The 19,689-nt window shown below is 75.2% G+C and carries 18 protein-coding genes; 9 read left to right on the forward strand and 9 right to left on the reverse strand.

Annotated elements, in window-relative coordinates; all coding sequences use genetic code 11:
- Positions 1–49 precede the first annotated feature (49 nt).
- Positions 50–847 (forward strand): maleylpyruvate isomerase family mycothiol-dependent enzyme, encoded by a 798-nt coding sequence (locus tag ACTJIY_RS11560; protein WP_440674451.1) that lies wholly within the window; start codon positions 50–52, stop codon positions 845–847.
- Between the two features lie 77 nt (positions 848–924).
- Here the strand turns inward: ACTJIY_RS11560 and ACTJIY_RS11565 are convergent, their stop codons facing one another.
- Together ACTJIY_RS11565 and ACTJIY_RS11570 are read right to left on the reverse strand one after the other, a co-directional pair.
- The gene (locus tag ACTJIY_RS11565) at positions 925–1,434 is read right to left on the reverse strand and encodes a DUF1003 domain-containing protein (protein WP_253050923.1); all 510 of its coding nucleotides are present in this window, start codon (positions 1,432–1,434) and stop codon (positions 925–927) included.
- Entirely contained in the window at positions 1,427–2,767 is a 1,341-nt protein-coding gene (locus tag ACTJIY_RS11570; protein WP_253050924.1) for a magnesium transporter MgtE N-terminal domain-containing protein, read from the reverse strand. Before ACTJIY_RS11570 ends, ACTJIY_RS11565 begins: the two co-directional genes overlap by 8 nt.
- 132 nt (positions 2,768–2,899) lie before the next feature.
- Here ACTJIY_RS11570 and ACTJIY_RS11575 point away from each other — a divergent pair, with 132 nt between their 5' ends.
- Positions 2,900–3,682 (forward strand): general stress protein, encoded by a 783-nt coding sequence (locus tag ACTJIY_RS11575; RefSeq protein WP_353707885.1) that lies wholly within the window; start codon positions 2,900–2,902, stop codon positions 3,680–3,682.
- Positions 3,683–3,704: 22 nt separating this feature from the next.
- Here the strand turns inward: ACTJIY_RS11575 and ACTJIY_RS11580 are convergent, their stop codons facing one another.
- Together ACTJIY_RS11580 and ACTJIY_RS11585 are read right to left on the reverse strand one after the other, a co-directional pair.
- Positions 3,705–5,342 (reverse strand): aminopeptidase P family protein, encoded by a 1,638-nt coding sequence (locus tag ACTJIY_RS11580; RefSeq protein WP_440674452.1) that lies wholly within the window; start codon positions 5,340–5,342, stop codon positions 3,705–3,707.
- Positions 5,339–6,226, reverse strand: coding sequence for an alpha/beta fold hydrolase (locus tag ACTJIY_RS11585; RefSeq protein WP_440674453.1), 888 nt, complete (start codon positions 6,224–6,226; stop codon positions 5,339–5,341). Before ACTJIY_RS11585 ends, ACTJIY_RS11580 begins: the two co-directional genes overlap by 4 nt.
- A 118-nt stretch (positions 6,227–6,344) precedes the next feature.
- Between ACTJIY_RS11585 and ACTJIY_RS11590 the strand changes: the two genes are divergently transcribed.
- Together ACTJIY_RS11590 and ACTJIY_RS11595 are read left to right on the forward strand one after the other, a co-directional pair.
- The gene (locus ACTJIY_RS11590) at positions 6,345–7,184 is read left to right on the forward strand and encodes a PHP domain-containing protein (protein WP_440674454.1); all 840 of its coding nucleotides are present in this window, start codon (positions 6,345–6,347) and stop codon (positions 7,182–7,184) included.
- 7 nt (positions 7,185–7,191) lie between these two features.
- Positions 7,192–7,824 (forward strand): MarC family protein, encoded by a 633-nt coding sequence (locus ACTJIY_RS11595; protein ID WP_336722006.1) that lies wholly within the window; start codon positions 7,192–7,194, stop codon positions 7,822–7,824.
- On the opposite strand, the gene ACTJIY_RS11600 is transcribed toward ACTJIY_RS11595, so the two are convergent.
- Positions 7,821–8,567: a GNAT family N-acetyltransferase gene (locus tag ACTJIY_RS11600; RefSeq protein ID WP_440674455.1), complete on the reverse strand. Its 747-nt coding sequence runs from the start codon at positions 8,565–8,567 to the stop codon at positions 7,821–7,823. The genes ACTJIY_RS11595 and ACTJIY_RS11600 overlap by 4 nt on opposite strands.
- Before the next feature lie 238 nt (positions 8,568–8,805).
- On the opposite strand from ACTJIY_RS11600, the gene ACTJIY_RS11605 reads away from it, so the two are divergent.
- Entirely contained in the window at positions 8,806–10,590 is a 1,785-nt protein-coding gene (locus ACTJIY_RS11605) for a beta-N-acetylhexosaminidase (RefSeq protein WP_440674456.1), read from the forward strand.
- 73 nt (positions 10,591–10,663) lie between these two features.
- Here the strand turns inward: ACTJIY_RS11605 and ACTJIY_RS11610 are convergent, their stop codons facing one another.
- On the reverse strand, positions 10,664–12,745 hold the full coding sequence (locus tag ACTJIY_RS11610; protein WP_440674457.1) for a carbohydrate binding domain-containing protein: 2,082 nt from the start codon (positions 12,743–12,745) through the stop codon (positions 10,664–10,666).
- A gap of 140 nt (positions 12,746–12,885) precedes the next feature.
- Here ACTJIY_RS11610 and ACTJIY_RS11615 point away from each other — a divergent pair, with 140 nt between their 5' ends.
- Positions 12,886–13,596, forward strand: a complete 711-nt coding sequence (locus tag ACTJIY_RS11615) for a FadR/GntR family transcriptional regulator (RefSeq protein WP_253050932.1) — start codon at positions 12,886–12,888, stop codon at positions 13,594–13,596.
- Complete coding sequence (locus ACTJIY_RS11620) at positions 13,593–14,783, forward strand: CynX/NimT family MFS transporter (RefSeq protein WP_440674458.1); 1,191 nt, start codon at positions 13,593–13,595, stop codon at positions 14,781–14,783. Before ACTJIY_RS11615 ends, ACTJIY_RS11620 begins: the two co-directional genes overlap by 4 nt.
- 98 nt (positions 14,784–14,881) lie before the next feature.
- Here ACTJIY_RS11620 and ACTJIY_RS11625 read toward each other — a convergent pair whose 3' ends face one another.
- Positions 14,882–16,528, reverse strand: a complete 1,647-nt coding sequence (locus ACTJIY_RS11625) for a DEAD/DEAH box helicase (protein ID WP_253050934.1) — start codon at positions 16,526–16,528, stop codon at positions 14,882–14,884.
- Between the two features lie 242 nt (positions 16,529–16,770).
- On the opposite strand from ACTJIY_RS11625, the gene ACTJIY_RS11630 reads away from it, so the two are divergent.
- Entirely contained in the window at positions 16,771–17,484 is a 714-nt protein-coding gene (locus tag ACTJIY_RS11630; RefSeq protein ID WP_440674459.1) for a ferritin-like fold-containing protein, read from the forward strand.
- A gap of 60 nt (positions 17,485–17,544) precedes the next feature.
- Here the strand turns inward: ACTJIY_RS11630 and ACTJIY_RS11635 are convergent, their stop codons facing one another.
- Entirely contained in the window at positions 17,545–17,769 is a 225-nt protein-coding gene (locus ACTJIY_RS11635; RefSeq protein ID WP_205205335.1) for a DUF3107 domain-containing protein, read from the reverse strand.
- A gap of 94 nt (positions 17,770–17,863) precedes the next feature.
- Entirely contained in the window at positions 17,864–18,661 is a 798-nt protein-coding gene (locus ACTJIY_RS11640) for a TetR/AcrR family transcriptional regulator (protein WP_439158333.1), read from the reverse strand.
- A 66-nt stretch (positions 18,662–18,727) separates the two neighbouring features.
- Between ACTJIY_RS11640 and ACTJIY_RS11645 the strand changes: the two genes are divergently transcribed.
- Positions 18,728–19,687, forward strand: coding sequence for a DUF3152 domain-containing protein (locus tag ACTJIY_RS11645; protein WP_440697239.1), 960 nt, complete (start codon positions 18,728–18,730; stop codon positions 19,685–19,687).
- Positions 19,688–19,689: the final 2 nt, after the last annotated feature.

Consider the following 19,689-nt stretch of genomic DNA (forward strand, 5'->3'; position numbering starts at 1 on the left):
TGAGGCGCATCGCACGCCGTGGTGCGCCGAACGGGTCTACGGTGCACGGATGGACGCCCTGGCCTCCCTCGCACGGGACAGCGAGCTGTTCGGCGACGCCGTGCGCAGCGCGCCCCCGGACGCGCGCGTGCCGGCGTGCCCCGAGTGGACCGGCGCGGACCTGCTCTACCACCTCGCGGAGGTGCAGGACTTCTGGGCGCGCGTCGTCGGGCCCACCCCCGGGCACGGCCTCGACGGCGACGACGTCACCCCGCTCGCGCGGCCGTCGTCGGACGCGGAGCTGCCCGCGCTGCTGCAGCGCTCGACGAGCCGGCTCGTCGCCGCCCTCACGGGTCGCGACCCGGCGGAGCCGTGCTGGTCGTGGCACGACGACGGCCGCCACGTCGGCTGGGTCGTGCGCCGGCAGGCGCACGAGGCGCTGATCCACCGCGCGGACGCCGAGCTCACGGCCGGCCGGGACGTCACGCCCGCCGACCCGGACGTCGCGGCGGACGGCGTCGACGAGGTGCTGTCGGTGATGATCGACGGCGTGCCCGGCTGGGGCGTGTTCACGCCCGACGGCGCGACGGTGTCGGTCGTCGTGGACGGGTTCGGGGAGCGGCCCCGGAGCTGGGAGCTCGCGTTCGGGCGCTTCACCGGGACGGGCCCCGAGTCGGGCACCGCGTACGACCTCGACGTCGCGCAGCTCGTGGACCTCCCCGGCTCGACCACGACGCAGGTCTCCGGCCCCGCGTGGGCGCTCGACCTGTGGCTGTGGGGCCGGGGCCCGGCCGACGGCCTGGCCGTCGAGGGCGACCCCGCGCTCGTCGAGCGCCTGCGCCGCGTCGCGGCCGAGGGCACGCGGTAGCGGATCCTGAGATCGACCCGAGCGGCCGAGATCGACCCTCGGGGGGTCGATCTGGCGACGGGCGGGTCGATCTCGCGTCAGCGGTCGGAGGGTTCGTCGTCGGGCTGGCGGGCCGACTTCTCCTCCAGCTCTTCCAGCAGGTTGCGGATCTCGGAGCGCACGAAGTCGCGCGTGGCCACCTCGCTCAGCGCGATGCGCAGCGCGGCCATCTCGCGCGCGAGGTACTCGGTGTCGGCGAGGTTGCGCTCCGCGCGCTGCCGGTCCTGCTCGGCGGTGACGCGGTCGCGGTCGTCCTGGCGGTTCTGCGCGAGCAGGATGAGCGGCGCCGCGTACGACGCCTGGAGCGAGAGCATGAGGGTGAGCGCGGTGAACCCGAACTCCGCGGAGTCGAACCGCAGGCCCTCCGGCCCCCACGAGTTCCAGATGATCCACACCGCGCAGAACACGGTGAGGTAGACGAGGAACCGGGGCGTGCCCAGGAACCGGGCGATGCCCTCGGTCGCACGGCCGACCGCGTCCTGGTCGACCTTGACCCGCGGGATGAGGGAGCGCCGCGCGCTCTTCGGGGTGTCGAGGCGGTCAGCCACGGGTCACCCCCGTCGCGCCGCCGCGGGCCGCGGGACGCGGCAGCGCGCCGGGCGCGAGCGTGGCGCGCGCCTGCTCGGTGTCCACGTCGTCGTCCGTCTCGCGCCAGTCGTCCGGGAGCATGTGGTCGAGCACGTCGTCGACGCTGATCGCGCCGAGCAGGCGCTTCTCCGCGTCGAGCACGGGGACGCACAGGAGGTCGTACGTCGCGAGGATGCGCGTGACGCGCCCCAGGGGAGCGTCGGGAGCGACGCCCTCGACGTCGGAGTCGAGCACCGAGCCGACGGCCGCGTGCGGGGGCTCGCGCAGCAGCCGCTGGAAGTGCGCGACGCCGAGGAACCGGCCCGTCGGCGTCTCGAGCGGCGGGCGCGCGACGAACACCATCGACGCGAGCGCGGGGGCGAGGTCCTTGCGCCGGATCTGCGCGAGCGCGGTGGCGATGGTCGTCTCGGGGCCGAGCACGACCGGCTCGGACGTCATGAGACCGCCCGCGGTGTCCTCCGCGTAGGCGAGCAGGCGGCGCACGTCGCGCGCCTCCTCCGGCTCCATGAGCTCGAGGAGCTGCGCGGCCTGCGCCTCGGGGAGCTCGTGCAGCAGGTCCGCCGCGTCGTCGGGCTGCATCGCCTCGAGGACGTCGGCGGCGCGGTCGGTGTCGAGGCCGGAGAGGATCGCGACCTGGTCGTCCTCGGGCAGCTCCTCCAGGACGTCGGCGAGGCGCTCGTTGTCGAGCGCGCCCGCGACCTCGAGCCGGCGCGTGTCGCCCAGGTCGTGGATGACGTCGGCGAGGTCGGCGGGCTTGAGATCGTCGTAGGCGGCCAGGAGCATCGCGGCGCCCTGCGCCTCGGTGCTCCCCGCCAGGCCGGTGACCGCCCCCACGTCCACGACGATCGCGTCGCCCCGTCGGCGCAGGCCGAGCGTGCCCTTGTGCTGCGCGCGGCGCCGCACGTACAGCTTGGTGACGAGCCAGTCGCCGGTGCGCTGCCGCTCGATCGCGAGGTCCTCGACCGTCGCCGAGCCCGACCCGTCGACGAGCTCGACCGTGCGCTCCAGCAGCTCGCTGACGGCGAGCGTCTCCATCGCGCGCTGCTCGAACCGCCGCATGTTCACCAGGCCCGTCGAGATGACCTGGCCCGCGTCGATGCTCGTGACGCGCGTGAGCGGGAGGAAGACCCGGCGTCTCCCGGGCACCTCGACCACGAGGCCCACGGCGCGGGGCGCGCCCTTGGGCCGGATGAGCACGACGACGTCCCGCACCCGTCCGACCTGGTCGCCGATGGGGTCGAACACGCTGGTCCCGGCCAGGCGCGCGACGAAGACGGTGGTGGCTGCGCTCACGCCGCCAGCCTACGCACGCGCCCGGGCCGCCGCGCGCTCCTGAGACGGGTGGCGCCCTCGGGCGGCCAGGATCCGCGGGTGCGCGGAGGGGCGGGCCTCGCGCGGTCGGCACGAGTAGGACAGACTGGGCGAATGAGCATGTCACGCCCGGGTGCCGTCCCCCGTGTCCCCACCCCGCCCCGTGGTGAGGAGATCGCGTCGTACGCGACCTACCTCGAGGCGCAGAAGGCGGTCGACTTCCTCTCCGACAACAAGTTCGCGGTCGAGCTCGTGACGATCGTCGGCACCGACCTCAAGATGGTCGAGCGCGTGACGGGCCGGCTCACGTACGGGCGGGTCGCGATCGCGGGCGCGGCGTCCGGCGCGTGGTTCGGTCTCTTCGTCGGCCTGCTGCTCTTCATGTTCTCCGGCCAGGGCGGGTTCGTCCTCACGGCCATCGCGATCGGCGCCGGGTTCGGCCTCCTCTTCTCTGTGCTGTCGTACGCCCTCACGCAGGGCAAGCGCGACTTCACGTCGCAGAGCCAGATCGTCGCCTCGTCGTACGGGATCCTCTGCGCGCCCGAGCGCGCGGGCGACGCGCGCCAGCTCCTCGCGCGGATGCCGGAGGGCGCGGGCGGGGTCCGTGCCCCGGCCGCCCCGGCGAACCCGACGTGGGGCACGCCCGGAGCGACCCCGCCTCCCGCGGCTCCCACGCCGACCGCCCCGGCGCCCGAGCCGACGTCGGGCGCCGGCCCGGCGCCCACGCCCCCGGTCGCGCCGCCCGCCCGGACGCCCGACCCCCGCTGGACCACGCCGACCGGGGAGCCGCGCTACGGCGCCATGCGACCGACGTCGGACCAGCCGGCCGACGCGGAGCCCGGCACCGAGCAGGCCCCGGGAGCGCAGCAGCCGGACCAGCCCGAGCGTCCCGCCTGACGGACGACGAGGGCCAGCCACCTCAGGCGCGCAGGCGCGCCATCCAGGCCTCCACGTCCTCGGGGCGGCGGGGGAGCGCGGCCGAGAGGTTCTCGTTGCCGTCGGCGGTCACGAGCACGTCGTCCTCGATGCGGACGCCGATCCCGCGGTACTCCTCCGGGACCGCCAGGTCGTCCGCCTTGAAGTACAGACCGGGCTCGATCGTGAAGACCATGCCGGGCTCCAGGATCCCGTCGAGGTAGAGCTCGCGGCGCGCCTGCGCGCAGTCGTGCACGTCCAGGCCCAGGTGGTGGCTCGTGCCGTGCACCATCCAGCGACGGTGCTGCTGCCCCTCGGGCGAGAGCGACTCGGCGGCGCTCACCGGGAGCAGGCCCCACTCCTCCAGGCGCGCGGCGACGACCTCCATCGCGGCGGCGTGCACGTCGCGGAAGCGCGCGCCCGGCACGGCGACGGCGAACGCGGCGTCCGCGGCGTCGAGCACCGCCTGGTACACGCGGCGCTGGACCTCGGTGAACTCGCCGTCGACGGGCAGCGTGCGCGTGACGTCCGCCGTGTAGAGCGAGTCGACCTCGACGCCCGCGTCGAGCAGCACCAGCTCGCCCGTGCGCACGACGCCGTCGTTGCGGATCCAGTGCAGCGTCGTCGCGTGCTCGCCGGCCGCGGCGATCGTCTCGTAGCCGACCGTGTTGCCCTCGAGGCGCGCGTGGGCGTCGAACGTCGTCTCGATGACGCGCTCGCCGCGCCGGTGCCCGACGGCGCGCGGGAGGTTCCGCACGACCTCCTCGAAGCCCGCGATCGTGGCGGCGACGGCCTCGCGCATCTGCTCGACCTCGTGGGCGTCCTTGACGAGCCGCAGCTCGGAGACGGCCTCGACGAGCGCGGCGTCGGTGCGCCGGTAGGCGGCCTCCGCCCGGGCGAGCCACTCGGCCTCGGTGAGTTCCTGGTCCTGGGCGCCCTCGACGTCGTCCAGCCCGGCCTCCGCGCGGATCGCCTCGACGAGCGCCTCCACGGCCTCGTCGGCGCCCGCGACGACGAGCAGCGTCACCCCGCCCGGGCCGACGTCCTTGGCGAGCGCGTCGCGCAGCTCGTCGACGTGGCGGGCCTCGACGCCCGTGGCCGCCGCGACGTCGTCGAGCGACGGCCGCGCGCCGACCCAGAACTCGCCGTAGCGCGAGTCGGCGTAGAACTCCTCGGTGTCGCGCGCGGCGAGCGGGCGCACGTAGAGCACGGCGTGGTGGTCCGAGCCGCTGTCGCCGGTCCCGGGCTCCACGGGGTGCAGCACGAGCACCGCGTCGGGCTCCTGGTCCGTGCCGTAGCCGGTGAGGTGCGCGAACGCCGAGTGCGGGCGGAACCGGTAGTCGGTGTCGTTCGAGCGCGTCTTCAGCGGCCCGGCGGGCACCACGAGGCGCGCGCCCGGGAACCGGGCGGACAGCGCGGCGCGGCGGGCGACGGTGTACGGGGCGGCCGGGAGGGGCTCGACGTCGAGCTCCGCGCGCGGCGCCCAGCCGCTCGTGATGAAGGCCTTGAACGCGTCGGAGTCGGGGCGCTGGGAGCGGTTGCTGCCGCGCGCGGCCAGGTCCTGGCCGTCGCCGGCGCTGTCGGGTGCCTGGTCGGGCGTCTCGGACGTGGGCTCGGGCGTGACGGGGGTGGCGTCGGTCATGCCCCCAGTCTCGCACCGCGCACGCGGCCGAAGTCCGCGAGCGCGCGCCCGAGCACGCGGTTGAAGGCCTCGGGGGCCTCGCTGTTGACGTCGTGGCCGGCGCGCGGCACGACGACGAGCGCGGCGTCCGCGGCGGCGGCGAGGTAGCGCTGCTCGTCGAGGCGCATGTGGTCGCGGGCGCCGTTGACGAGCCAGACGGGCACGTCGACGTCGCGCACGTGGGCGAGCCACGAGCGGCCCGCGAGCTGGGTGAGGGCGTCGGTCACGACGTGCCACCCGGGTGCGGCCGGAGCGGGGGCACCCGCGTCGGCCGGACCGGCGAGCGCGTACGACGACGCGGCGCCGCCCGGGAGCGAGCGCCCGCCGCGGGCGATCGTGCTCCACGCCGCCGCGCTCGTGCGCGCCGCCCAGCGCGCTCCGCGCCCGACGGCGCCCCCGCCCGCCACGACGAGGCGCGCGACGTCGCGGTACAGCGCGACGGGCTTGCCCTTGGGGTCCGACGTGCAGGCCGCGGCGACCACGCCCGCGAGGTTCGCGGGGCGGCGGGCCGCCCAGGCGAGCGACGTGTAGCCGCCGAGCGAGAGCCCGACCAGCGCGACCCGACGGTCCGGTCCGAACGAGGCGGCGGCCTCGTCGAGCACCTCGAAGGACCGGTCGAGCGTGAACCGCTCGTGCGCGCGGGCGCCGTGCGCGGGCAGGTCCACGGCGACGGCGTCGTGCCCGAGGGCGCGCACGTGGTCGACCTGGTGGTCCCAGATCGCGCCGGACGTGCGCATGCCGTGCACGAAGACGACGGCGGGCGGGCGCTCCGGGCCGTCGGCGGGCGCGTCGGTGCGGGGGGCGGGCGGGGCGAGCAGGGCGGGGGCGTGCGTCGTGGGGGTCATCGCTCCCGACTGTGGCACCCGAGCCTGGGACGGCCGTGGGGAGGGGTAGCGCCCCGTGTGCACATCGTGTGCGGGTCCCGTGCCGCCGACCCGGTGTGCCGTCACTATCCTGGGACCCGTGCGCATCGACCTCCACACCCACTCGACCGCGTCGGACGGCACGGACGCGCCGGGGGAGGTCGTCGAGGCCGCGGCCGCGGCCGGGCTCGACGTCGTCGCGCTCACGGACCACGACACGACCGCCGGCTGGGCGCAGGCGACGGACGCGGCGCTGCGCCACGGCGTCGCGCTCGTGCGCGGCGCGGAGGTCTCGGCCCGCTCGGGCGGCATCAGCGTGCACCTCCTCTCCTACCTGCACGACCCGGCGCACGCGGCGCTCCTCGCGGAGCTCGACCGCACGCGCGACGCGCGCACGAGCCGGGCGCGGCGGATGGTCGACCTCATCGCCGAGGACTACCCGATCACGTGGGATGATGTGCTCGCGCAGACCGTCGAGGGCACGACGATCGGGCGGCCGCACATCGCGGACGCGCTCGTCGCCGCAGGGCTCTCGCCCGACCGCTCGGCGGCGTTCGCGACGATCCTCGCCACCGACACCCCGTACTACGTGCCCCACTACGCGCCCGACGCCGTCGCGGCGGTGCGGGGCATCCGTGCCGCGGGGGGTGTGCCCGTCTTCGCCCACCCGGGCGCGGACGGCCGAGGGCGCGTCGTGTCCGACGCGGTGATCGAGGAGATGACCGCGGCGGGGCTCGCGGGGCTCGAGGTGTTCCACCGCGACCACGACGAGCGTCAGCGCGCACGGCTCGAGGACCTGGCCCGCACCCTGGGCCTGTTCGTCACCGGGTCGAGCGACTACCACGGGGCCGGCAAACCGAACCGGCTCGGGGAGAACACGACAGCACCGACCGTGCTGGAGCAGATCGAGGAGCTGGGACAGTTGGACGTGATCCGATGATCGGACGATGAGCGAGGTCTTCGACGTCCGGCTCTTCACGGAGGTCTTCGTCACCCTGTTCGTCATCATGGACCCGCCCGGCACGGTGCCGGTGTTCCTGGGCCTGACGAGCGCGATGGGTGCCAAGCAGCGCAACCAGGCGGCACGCACCGCGATCCTCGTCGCGTTCGGCGTGATCGTCGCGTTCGCGGCGTTCGGCCAGCAGATCCTCAGCTACATGCACATCTCGCTGCCCGCGCTCCAGACCGCGGGCGGGCTGCTGCTGCTCCTCGTCGCGATGGAGCTGCTCACGGGCAAGATGGAGGAGCCGCAGCCGTCGGGCAACAAGGGCGTCAACGTCGCGCTCGTGCCGCTCGGCACGCCGCTGCTCGCCGGCCCGGGCGCGATCGTCGCGACCATGGTCTTCGTCCAGCGCGCGGGGGAGCGCGGAGGCGGCGTCGCGGAGTGGGTCGCGATCGTCGCGGGCGTCGTCGCGGTGCACGTGTGCCTCTGGCTCTCCATGCGCTTCGCGAACGTCATCAACCGCGTGCTCGGCGACTCCGGGACCATCCTCGTGACGCGCATCGCCGGTCTGCTGCTCGCCGCCATCGCGGTCCAGCTCGTGGCCGACGCCGTCACGCAGTTCGTCCAGGCCGCCTAGCTCCCGTCCGCCGGAGCGTCGGGCGTCACGACCTCCCACCGACCGAAGAGGGTCAGCCCTGCCGCCGCTGCGAGCGCGACGGACGCCGCGTTGTCCGGCTGGCACCGGTACTGGGGCTCGTGCCCGGCGTGGAGCGCGTGCCGGGCGAGGGCGCGCACGACGGCCCTGCCGTGCCCCCGACCCCGCGCGTCGGGCAGCGTGAGGACGCCGACGTCCGCGAGGGCGGAGCCACCCCAGGGGTAGGCGCTCGCGGCGGCGACGAGACGGCCGTCGTCGTCGACGGCGCCGAAGACGGCCCAGTGGTCGAGCTCCACGTACGCGTCGTCGAGGTCCTGCTCCGGGGCCGCGGACTCGAAGTCGGCGAACAGCGTGGCGTCCTCGGCGGTGAGACGACGTACCCCCGGCGCGTCCGCCTCGCCGAGCAGTGCCGCGCGCGCTCCGTCGTCGAGGTGGTGGACGAGATCGGGGTCGTGCAGCACGAGGTCCACGCGGACGAGCGCGGCGCGCAGGTCGTACTCGGAGAGCCCCCTGGCGGCCAGGTCGACGAGCCCTGCGGCGTCGGCGACGTCCGGGGTCACGGCGACGGACGTGCGCCCGTCGGTGGCGGTCCACAGCACGGTGACGCGCTCGCTCGCGTCGAGGTTCGCGTTCGTCACCAGCGTCAGGCGCTCGTCCCGGAAGAGGACGTCGCCGCCGACGCGGCGCTCCCAGTGGGCTGCCACGACGGGCGAGAACGAGGGCACGGTGTCTCCTGAGGGTGGGACGGGTCGCGGCGCGCCCGGACGGGCGGTGCCGGTCGGCACGCTAGCGCCCCCGGGACCCGGGCGTAGCGTCTTTTCCCGCGCGCACCCTGCCCCGGCGCTCGGGCCGGACGTGGCACCGGAGCCGTGCGGCAGCCCCTCGCGGTCGCGCCCGGGCAGCGCTAGGGTCGGGCCGACGCGGACGACGGCCGTCCGCGCGACGAGTTCGGCAGGGGTCCTCATGAAGGCAGTCCGACGCTGGGCACGACGCGCGCCCGGCGCGCTCACCGTGATGGCGGTGAGCGGCGTCGCCGTCCTCGCGGGCTGCACCTCCCCGTCCACCACGACGGCCACCGTCCAGGACCTCGGTCTCGTCCCCCTCCCGGCGTCGGTCGAGGTCTCGGACGCCGCGCCCTTCGTGCTCGACGGCGGGACCCGGGTCGTCGTCGACGCGGCGGCGGGCAGCGCCGTCGGGCAGGAGGGCGCGGTCCACGTCGGCGAGCTGCTCGCCGCGGAGCTGCGCACGCCCACGGCGCTCGACCTCCCGGTCGAGACGGACCCCGAGGCCGACGGCGGCGCGGTGGTGCTCCGGCTCGAGCCGGGCGGCGAGTCGTGGGACCCCCACGGCCTGCTCGACGACCCGGCGTCTGAGGCGTACACCCTGGAGGCCGGGGAGGACGGCGTCGTGCTCGCCAGCACGACGCCCGCGGGCCTGTACCGCGGCACGCGCACGCTGCTCCAGCTCCTGCCGCCCGAGGTCGAGGCGTCCGCCCCCGTCGACGACGTCGCGTGGGAGGTGCCGGCGGTCGAGATCACCGACGCGCCGCGCTACGCGTACCGCGGCGCGATGCTCGACGTCGCGCGACGCTTCGCCACCGTCGAGGACGTCCAGCGGTTCGTCGACCACCTCGCGGACTACCGGCTCAACGTGCTGCACCTGCACCTGTCCGACGACCAGGGCTGGCGGCTCACGGTCGACGGCCTGCCGGAGCTCACCGAGGTGGGCGGCCGGACGCAGGAGGGCTGGCCGCCGGGGACGGGCGGGCCGTGGTTCTACACGCCCGAGGAGTACGCGGAGATCGTCGAGTACGCGGCCGACCGGTACGTCACCGTCGTCCCCGAGATCGACGGACCCGGGCACACGCTCGCCGCGCAGTCCGTGCTGGGGTCGCTGCGCTGCGACGGGACGCCCGGCGAGCCGTACCGGGGGCCGGAGGTGAACAACCCCATGATCTGCTCGAGCGACGAGAACATGCCGGCGGTCCAGGAGTACCTCGACACCGTCCTCGCCGCCGTCGTCGCGCAGAACCCCGGTCCGTACGTGCACCTGGGCGGGGACGAGGCTCCCAGCCCCGCGGAGGGCTGGTACGAGAACTACACGGCGGCGGCGAACGAGATCGTCGCGGAGCACGGGCGCACGGTCGTCGGCTGGCACCAGTGGGCGCAGGGCACGACCCTGCCGGAGGGCAGCCTGATCCAGTACTGGGGCGTGGGCGAGCGCAACCAGGGGCTCATCGGGACCGCGCGGGAGACCGCGGACGTCCAGGAGGTCCGCGCGGCGCTCGCCGCCGGCGCCGACCTCGTCATGTCTCCCGCGGACCGCACGTACCTCGACATGAAGTACGACGACCTCACCCCGTACGGGCTGGAGTGGGCCGCGCGGATCGACCTCGAGCGCGCGTACTCGTGGGACCCCGAGACGGAGCTGACGTCGACCCTCGACCCGGAGCGGAAGGTCGACGTCGCGGGACGCGTCGCCGGGGTCGAGGCGCCCCTGTGGTCGGACCGCTCCTACCCGGACAGCCTCACCCACCTGCCGGCGAGCACCGACGAGTTCGTCGAGGTGGACGTCTACGTGGACTTCATGACCTTCCCCCGCCTGCCCGCGCTCGCCGAGGTGGCCTGGACCGCCCAGGCCGACCGCGACTACGAGGACTTCGAGGCACGGATCGTGCGGCTGGCCCCTCGGTGGGACGCCGCGGGCATCGGGTGGAACCGCGTGCACGACGTGCGCTGGGACGACTGAGGCGGACGGCCGGCGTCCGGGGGGCGCGGCCCCCGGACGCCGGTGCGTCACGGTCGGTGCGTCACGACGGCCGTCAGGGCCAGTAGGCGTCGAAGTTCCGCGAGAACTCCCAGCCGTTGTAGCGGTCCCAGTTGATCGACCACGTCATGAGGCCGCGCAACGCGGGCCACCGCCCGTGCGTCTGGTACGACCCGCAGCCCGTGCCCTTCGTGAGGCAGTCCAGGGCCTGGTTGACCTGGGCGGGCGCGGTATGGCCGTTGCCCGCCTGCGTGCTCGCCGGCAGGCCGATCGCGACCTGGTCCGGGCGCAGCGCGGGGAACACCTTGGACGTGTCGCGCGCGACCGGGAAGCCGGTGAGCAGCATGTCCGTCATGGCGATGTGGAAGTCCGCGCCGCCCATGGTGTGGTACTGGTCGTCGAGCCCCATGATCGGGCCCGAGTTGTAGTCCTGGACGTGCAGGAGCGTCAGGTCGTCGCGCAGCGCGTGGATGACGGGCAGGTACGCGCCGCACCGCGGGTCCTGACCGCCCCACGGCCCGGAGCCGTAGAACTGGTAGCCGTTCTGGACGAAGAACGTCTCCGGCGCCATGGTCAGCACGAAGTCGTCGCCGTAGCGCGCCGCGAGCGTCTTGAGCGCGGAGATGAGGTTGACGATCACCGGCGTGGTCGGGTTGCGGAAGTCCGTGTCGCCCGTGTTCAGGTACAGCGAGTGGCCCTCGAAGTCGATGTCGACCCCGTCCAGCCCGTAGGTGTCGATGATCGAGCTCACCGACGCGACGAACGCGTCGCGCGCGGCGGTCGTCGTGAGCTGCACCTGACCGTTCTGCCCGCCGATCGACAGGAGCACCTTCTTGCCCGCCGCGCGCTTGGCGGCGACGGCGGCCTTGAACTCGGCGACCGACTCGACGTTCGGGCACTCGGTCTGCGGGCACAGGCTGAACCGGATGTCCCCGGACGTGACGCTCGTCGGCTCGCCGAACGCGAGGTTGATGACGTCCCACGAGTCGGGGACGTCCGCCATGCGGGTGTAGCCCGAGCCGTTGGCGAACGAGGCGTGCAGGTAGCCGACGAGCGCGTGCGGCGGGAGGTCGCCGCCGGTGCCGCCGCCGTCGGCCGTCGTGACGGTGACGGCGGTGGAGCGGGCGGACTCGCCGTCGCTGTTGGTGGCGGTGACCTGGAAGGAGTAGGCGGTGGACGCGGCGAGCCCGGTGACGGTGGCGGACGGGGTCGTGGTGGTGGCGACCTTGGTGCCGTCGCGGTAGACGGCGTAGCCGGTGGCGCCGGTCACCGCGCCCCAGGTGAGCGGGACGCTGCTGGCGGTGGGGGTGCCGGCGGCGAGGCCGGTCGGGGTGGCCGGCGGCTGCGTCGTGCCGCCGGCCGTGGTCACGGTGACGGCGGTGGAGCGGGCGGACTCGCCGGCGCCGTTGGTGGCGGTGACCTGGAAGGAGTAGGCGGTCGAGGCGGCGAGCCCGGTGACGGTCGTGGACGGGTTCGTGGTGGTGGCGACCTTGGTGCCGTCGCGGTAGACGGCGTAGCCGGTGGCGCCGGTCACGGCGCCCCAGGTGAGGGGGACGCTGCTGGCGGTGGGCGTGCCGGCGGTGAGCCCGGTGGGCGTGGCGGGCGGCTGCATTGTGCCGCCGCCCGGGCCGACGAGGCTGACGTCGTCGACGACGTAGGCCGGCTGGCCGTACCAGCCGTGCAGGTAGATCGTCGCCGACGTGGCCGTCGCCGAGGTGGTGAACGTCAGGCTGAGGCGCTGCCAGGTCGAGGCGGACGGCGTCCACGTGGAGACGTCCTGCGCGGTCGCGCCGCTCGCCCCCAGGTAGACGTACGCGCCCTGGACCCACGCGCTGAGCGTGTACGTCGAGGAGGGCTGCACCGGGACGGACTGCGAGCAGCGCGCGTTGTCCGCGCCGGCGGGCGCTGCCCGCAGGGCACCGCTGCCGGTGCGGACCGGGCTCGCGGTCGCCTGTCCGGTCGAGCCGGAGCAGGTCCACCCCGACAGCCCCGACTCGAACCCGCCGTTGACGGCGAGCTCGGTGTCCGCTGCGGTGGCGGTGGTGGTCCCGGTGAGCAGCGTCCCGACGAGCGTCGCCGAGGCGACGAGCGCGAGGATCCTGCGCAGCCGTCGGCGTCGTGGGGTCGTGGGGTCCATGGTGGGTCTCGCTTTCGTCGTCGAGGAGCGGTCCCGCGCAAGGTCCTCCGGGCGCCCCGTGCTGGTCAATCCCCGTACGAGAGACCCCGTACGGCCCGTCCTCGTCGCCGCGGCCAAACAGGGGATGTTAGGTTCTTTCGGTGAACCAGCCGATCGTCCCTCCCCGCAAGGTGTCCGAGCTCGTCGTCGAGCGGCTCAGCGAGCGCATCGCTCGCGGGGAGTGGCCGGTCGGCTCCCGGATCCCGCCGGAGCCCGAGCTCGTGGCCGAGCTCGGCGTGGGTCGGAACACGGTCCGCGAGGCCGTGCGGGCCCTCGAGCACGCCGGCGTCCTCGAGCCCCGGCGCGGCGACGGCACCTACGTCCGCGCGGCCGACGGCCTCGACGCCGCCCTGGCGCGCCGCGCGCGGACCACCGACGCCTTCCATGTGCTCGACGTGCGCGGCGTCCTCGAGCGCGGTGCGGCGCGGGCGGCGGCCGTCCGGCACGACGCGGGCGCGCTCGCCCGGCTCGACGCGGCGCTCGCGGCCCAGACCGCGGCCCGCGGTGCGGACGAGGACACGTTCCAGGCCGCCGACGTCGCGTTCCACGCCGAGGTCGTGCGCGCCGCCGGCAACCCGCTGCTCGCGGACCTCTACGACGGCCTCGACCACGCGCTCGTCCGGACGTACCCCTCGGGGGAGCAGCGCCTGCACCACCGCGACGTCCCCGGCCACGAGGAGGTGGTGGCCGCGATCCGGGCCGGCGACGCCGACGCGGCCGAGGACGCGGTGACCGCGACGATCGACGCCGTGCGTGCGCACCTGGTGGAGGCCGCCGCGGAGCGCGCCGGGGCGACGGAGGCCGACGCGTGAGCGGGCTGCGCCGACCGCTGGGGGTGGGGGCGGTCGTCGCGATCGTCCTGGCGTCGCTCAACCTGCGCCCCGCCGTCGTGTCGATCTCGCCGGTGCTCGGGGAGATCCGCGCCGACCTGGGGCTCAGCGCGACGGCAGCCGGCGTGCTCACGACGCTGCCCGTCCTGTGCTTCGGCCTCCTCGCGCCGCTCGCGCCCGTGCTCGCGCGGCGGTGGGGCCTCGAGCGCGCGCTCTTCGTGAGCCTCGTCGCGCTGTGCGTCGGCTTCGCGCTGCGGCTCGTCCCCGAGACGTGGGGCCTGTTCGCCGGGACCGTGGTCGCCGGGTGCGCGATCGGCCTCGGGAACGTCCTGCTCCCCGCGCTCATCAAGCGCGACTTCGCCGACCGCATCGGCCTCATGACGGGGCTGTACTCGATGGCGCTGTCGGGCGGCGCCGCGCTCGCCGCGGGGCTGACGATCCCGGTCGCGACCGCGGCCAGTCTCGACTGGCGCGGCGCGCTCGCGACGTGGGGCGTGCTCGCCGTCCTCGGCGTGCTGGTGTGGGTGCCGCGCGCGCTGCGGCCCGACGCGGCCGGCGCGACGGCGTTCGGCGCGGGCGCGGGAGCCGGGGTCGCGCGCTCCACGGTGTGGCGGAGCCCGCTCGCCTGGGCGGTCACGGTCGTCATGGGCATGCAGTCGCTGTCGTTCTACGCCGTCAACGCGTGGCTCCCGGAGATCATGGTCGCGCTCGGCCGGACGCCGGAGGCAGGCGGCTGGCTCCTCGCGCTGTGCAACCTCGCGGGCATCCTCGGGTCGTTCGTGACCCCGGTCCTCGCCGGGCGCATGCGCCGCCAGCGGGGCATCGGGATCGCGCTCGTCGTGCTCGTCGGGACGGGGCTGCTCGGGCTGGCCCTCGCCCCCGGCGCCGCGGCGCTCTGGGTCGTGCTGGTGGGCCTGGGCCAGGGCGGCGGCATCAGCCTCGCGCTCACGCTCATGGCCCTGCGGGCCCGCGATGCCGCCCACACGTCCGAGCTCTCCGGCATGGCGCAGAGCGCGGGCTACCTGCTCGCGGCGACCGGGCCGCTCGGCCTCGGCCTCGCGCACGACGCCACGGGCGCGTGGACGCTGCCGCTCCTCCTGCTCGTCGCCGCGGCCGCCGTCCAGGGCGTCGCCGTGTGGTTCGCGGGCCGGGACGCGCACGTGCACTGACCGGTCCCGGACGCGACGAACCCCGGGTCGCTCCCCACGGCGTGGTGACCGTGGGGAGCGACCCGGGGTTCGTCGTCGGGCTTGCGGGAGCCTCCGGGCTACTCGGCGGGCTGGGCGGTCGCCTCGGCGCCGCCCTGCTGCTCGACCGGACGGCCGCCGCGCGTGCGGCGACGGTTGCGGGACCGACGACGGCGCTCGCCGCCCTCGGACGGTGCGCCCGCGGCGTCGGTCTGCTCGCCCTCGGGACGACCGCCCGAGCGCTCGCCCTCCGCGCGTCGGCCGCCGGAGCGGCCCTGGCCGCCCGACCGTCCGCGGTCACCCTGCTCGCCCCGGCTGCGACCGCCGTCGGACCGGCCACCCTGGCGTCCCCGCGACCCGCCGGCCGGGGTGTGCCGCTTGCCGGTCTCGCCGAGGTCCTCGATCTCCTCCGCGTCGAGCCCGGCGAGCGTGCGCCGGTCCTTGGGGAGGCGGCCCTTGGTGCCCTCGGGGATGTGCAGGTCGGTGTACAGGTGCGGCGAGCTCGAGTACGTCTCGACCGGCTCGGGGATGCCGAGGCCGAGCGCCTTGTCGATGAGCGACCAGCGCGGGATGTCGTCCCAGTCGACGAACGTGACGGCGGTGCCCTTGTTGCCCGCGCGGCCCGTGCGGCCCGTGCGGTGCAGGTACGTCTTCTCGTCCTCGGGGCACTGGTAGTTCACGACGTGCGTGACGTCCTCGACGTCGATGCCGCGCGCCGCGACGTCCGTCGCGACGAGCACGTCGATCTTGCCGTTGCGGAACGCGCGCAGCGCCTGCTCGCGCGCGCCCTGGCCGAGGTCGCCGTGGATCGAGCCGGCGGCGAAGCCGCGGTCGACGAGCTCGTCCGCGACCTTCGCCGCGGTGCGCTTGGTCCGCGCGAACACGATCGTGCGTCCGCGGCCCTCCGCCTGGAGGATGCGCGCGAGCATCTCGACCTTGTCCAGCGCGTGCGCGCGGTAGACGACCTGCTCGATGTTCTTGACCGTCTGGCCGCCGTCGTCGGGGTCGTTCGCGCGGATGTGCGTCGGCTGCTTCATGTAGCGGCGCGCCATCGACACGACGGCGCCCGGCATGGTCGCCGAGAACAGCATGGTGTGGCGCTGCGCGGGCGTGCGGGCCAGGATCTTCTCGACGTCCGGGAGGAAGCCCAGGTCGAGCATCTCGTCCGCCTCGTCGAGGACCACGATCGCGGCCCGCGTGAGGTTGAGGTGGCCCTGGTTCATCAGGTCGATCATGCGGCCCGGGGTGCCGACGACGACCTCGACGCCGCGCTGCAGCGCCTCGACCTGCGGCTCGTAGGCGCGGCCGCCGTAGAGCTGGACGATGCGCACGGAGCGTCGCTTCGAGGCGGTGCCGAGGTCGTTCGCGACCTGGACCGCGAGCTCGCGCGTCGGGACGACGACGAGCGCCTGCGGCTTGCCGGGCGAGGGCAGCTCGTCGAACCCGGGCTCGCCCGGCGCGACGACGCGGTGCAGCAGCGGCACGCCGAAGCCGAACGTCTTGCCGGTGCCGGTCTTGGCCTGGCCGATGATGTCGTGGCCCGACATCGCGACCGGGAGCGTCATCGCCTGGATGGGGAAGGGCTGGACGATGCCCGCGTCGGAGAGCGCGTCGACGATCTCCTGGCGCACGCCGAAGTCGGCGAAGGTGGTGTTGTCCGCGTGAACGCTGGCGGCGACGGTGGTCGCGTCCGCGCTCACGTCAGGGGTGGCGTCTGTGGTGGTCACTGGTGCCTCTGTCTCGTTCGGGCACGCGCGACCGTCGGCGGGCCCGGCGGGGCCCGGTCCCGGGAGGCTCCCGGTCGCGGTCGTACGCACCTCGTGGCCGGCAGCCGATCGTGGGATGTCGTGGCCAGGACCGCGCTGCGGACCGTGCCGTGCCGTCGTCGTTCCGCGTGACGAGCGTGAGGTCTGGACGACCGGGCAACCGATGTACGTCGGCCATGATATCGGAGAACTATCCTGTCCCGATGAGCGACGCCGAGCACGCGAGCCCCCTGACCCTGCCCACGGCGGACCACGCGGACGCGGTGGAGCTGCTCGGGCTCGTCGCGTACACCGAGCTCGCGAGCTTCGGACGCCTCGCGGGCGACGCCGCGCACGCGCCCACGCTGCGCCAGCGTCAGGCCCTGTCCCGGCTCGCGGCGGCGATGCTCGACCGGCAGGAGCGCGTCCTCGTGCGCGTCGACGAGCTCGGCGGCGACCCCGCCGACTGCATGACGGCGTTCGACGGCCTCTTCGACGACTTCGACGCCCGCACCCGTCCGAGCACCTGGTGGGAGGGGATCCTCAAGGGGTACGTCGGCCAGGGCGTCGCGGACGACTTCTGCCTGCTCGCGGCCCAGGGCCTCGACGAGCGCTCGCGCGACGTCGTCGTGGAGGCGCTCACGCAGGACACGCCCTCCCAGCGCTACGCCCCCGTCATCGCGGACGCCGCCGCCGCGGACCCGGTGCTCGCGTCCCGCCTCGCGCTGTGGGGCCGGCGCCTCGTCGGCGAGGCGCTGGGCGTCGTGGGCGTCGTCCTGTCCGAGCGGCCCGCTCTCGCCCGGCTCGTCGCGGCGGGCGTGGACGCGACGGCCGACGCCGGGTCGAACGGCCCGGCGCCGGCGACCCAGTCGTGGGTCTTCTCACGCCTCACGGCGGAGCACTCCCGGCGCATGGACCGCCTGGGCCTGGCGGCATGACGAAGCCGCCGCCGCGCCCGAGGGGCGCGACGGCGGCACGTGACGGTCAGGTCGTGGCGGTCAGAGCGAGCCGAAACCGACCTTGCGCTGCTCCTCGGTGCCGATCTCGACGTAGCCGAGCGACGCCGTCGGGACGATCACGCGACGACCGCGCGAGTCGGTGAGCTCGAGGGCGGGGGCGCCGCCGAGGGCGTCCGCGACGGCGGTCGCCACGGCGTCGGCGGACAGGTCCGTGTCGACGACGAGCTCACGGGCCAGGTTCTGCACACCGATCGTGACTTCCACGCACATCTCCTCACAGCGGCTGCGCCAGGCGCAGCGACGACGGGTCTCGGGTCGCCCGTGGGCGTCCCACCGGCGACAACGCGTTCGATAGTAGTCAGATTCCCGCGGTCGACCCGTCGAGCGCCGCGTCGGGGTCCGGGCCCGGCGCCGGGGCGACGTCGGGCGACGTCGTCCCCGCGGCGTCCGGCGAACCCGCCCGTGAGCGGCGCAGCATCCCGTGCACCCCGCGCCAGACGAGGCGCGGGACGAGCCGGGTGACGTCGTCGGCGGACGCGGTCCCGTCCGGCCGCACGGCCTCGGTCGCCGCCGCCCGACCCACGGCCGTGCACGTCCGCGAGACGACGAGCGCCTCGTCCGCGTCGAGGTCGGTGATCCGGACGAGCACGTCGGCGAACGCCCCGGCGATGCGGGCGTCGGGGGCGAGCACGCGCGCCCGCACCACCGGGTCGCGCATGACGTCGGACTCGAAGAGCAGGGCCGCGGACCTGCCCGCGGTGCGCGCGTAGGCGACGTACGCCCGGACGATGCCCTCGATGACGGCGAGCCCGTCGACCGCGAGCGCGTCGAGGTCGCTCGCCGAGATCCCGGGGGCCGGCTCGCGGAACGGGTCGAGCGTCACGTGGACGGAGCGGACGAGGCGGTCGCCCTGGTCGTCGATGAGCGCGAGGTAGAGGTCGAGCTTCGAGGGGAAGTGTCGGTACAGCACGGGCTTGCCGACCCCGGCGCGGTCCGCGATGTCGTCCATCGAGATGTGGTGGTAGCCGTGGGAGGCGAAGAGCTCCTCGGCGATCGTCAGGAGCTGCGTGCGCCGCTCGTCCCGGGGCATCCGGGTGCGCGCGGGGACGGGCGGCCCGGCCGTGCCGCGCGTACGTCCCTCGCTGGCTCCGGTCATGGGGGGAGGATACGGAAACGGGGGCCGGTGTCGACCGGGCGTCGCGAGGAGTGGGACGATGGGCGGGTGCCCGACAGACATACCCCCTCGAACCGCCCGTCGACGCCGCGCGTGAAGCGCTCCTCGCGGGGCCTGCGGCACGGCGCGGCGGTCGCCGCCTGCCTCGTCGTCGGCTTCGGCGGCGGTGCCGCCACGGCGGAGGTGTGGGACGTCCCGGGCGCTCCGGCACCGGTCTCGGCGGACCGCGAGGACCCGCCCGCGCCCGTCCGTGACGAGCCCGACGCGGCGAGCCGGTCGGGCGTGGAGCGCGCGGACGACGTCGTGCGGGCCCCGGAGCTGCGCGAGCTCGTCGCGCCGCGCCCGGACGTGGTCGCGCCGCTCGCCCCCGCGGACGCGCCGACGGCTCCGGCCGCGGACCCTGTGCCGGACCCCGCGCCCACGACCCCCGAGGCGCCGGTCGCCGACCCCGGCTCGGGCCTCGTGGGCGACGTCGTCGTCGCGCCCGACCTCGGGGGTGCGCTCGACGTCGTCCCGGGGGAGGCCCCGGCGCCGGGGGCGGGCACCGTCCGGTCCGTGCGGGTCGAGGTCGAGCAGGGTCTGCCCGTGGACGGCGAGGTCCTCGCGACGGCCGTGCTCGCGACGCTCAACGACCCGCGCGGGTGGTCGGGCCCCGACGGCGTGACGTTCTCCCGCACGGCGGCCGACGACGCGTCGATCCGCGTCGTGCTCGCCAGCCCTGCGACCACCGACCGGATGTGCGCCCCCCTCGCGACCGAGGGGAAGTACTCGTGCGGCAACTCCGTGTCCGGCGTCGCGGTGCTCAACTTCGAGCGCTGGGTGCTCGGCGCCCCCGACTTCGGGGACGACCTCGCGACGTACCGCCAGTACCTGGTGAACCACGAGGTGGGTCATGTGCTCGGGCACGGCCACGAGGACTGCCCGGCCCCGGGCGCGGTCGCGCCGGTGATGGTGCAGCAGTCGATCTCTGCCCAGGGCTGCCTGACCAACGGGTGGCCCGTGCCGTAGTC

Source organism: Cellulosimicrobium sp. 22598, from assembly GCF_052044445.1.
Lineage (GTDB): Bacteria > Actinomycetota > Actinomycetes > Actinomycetales > Cellulomonadaceae > Cellulosimicrobium > Cellulosimicrobium cellulans_G.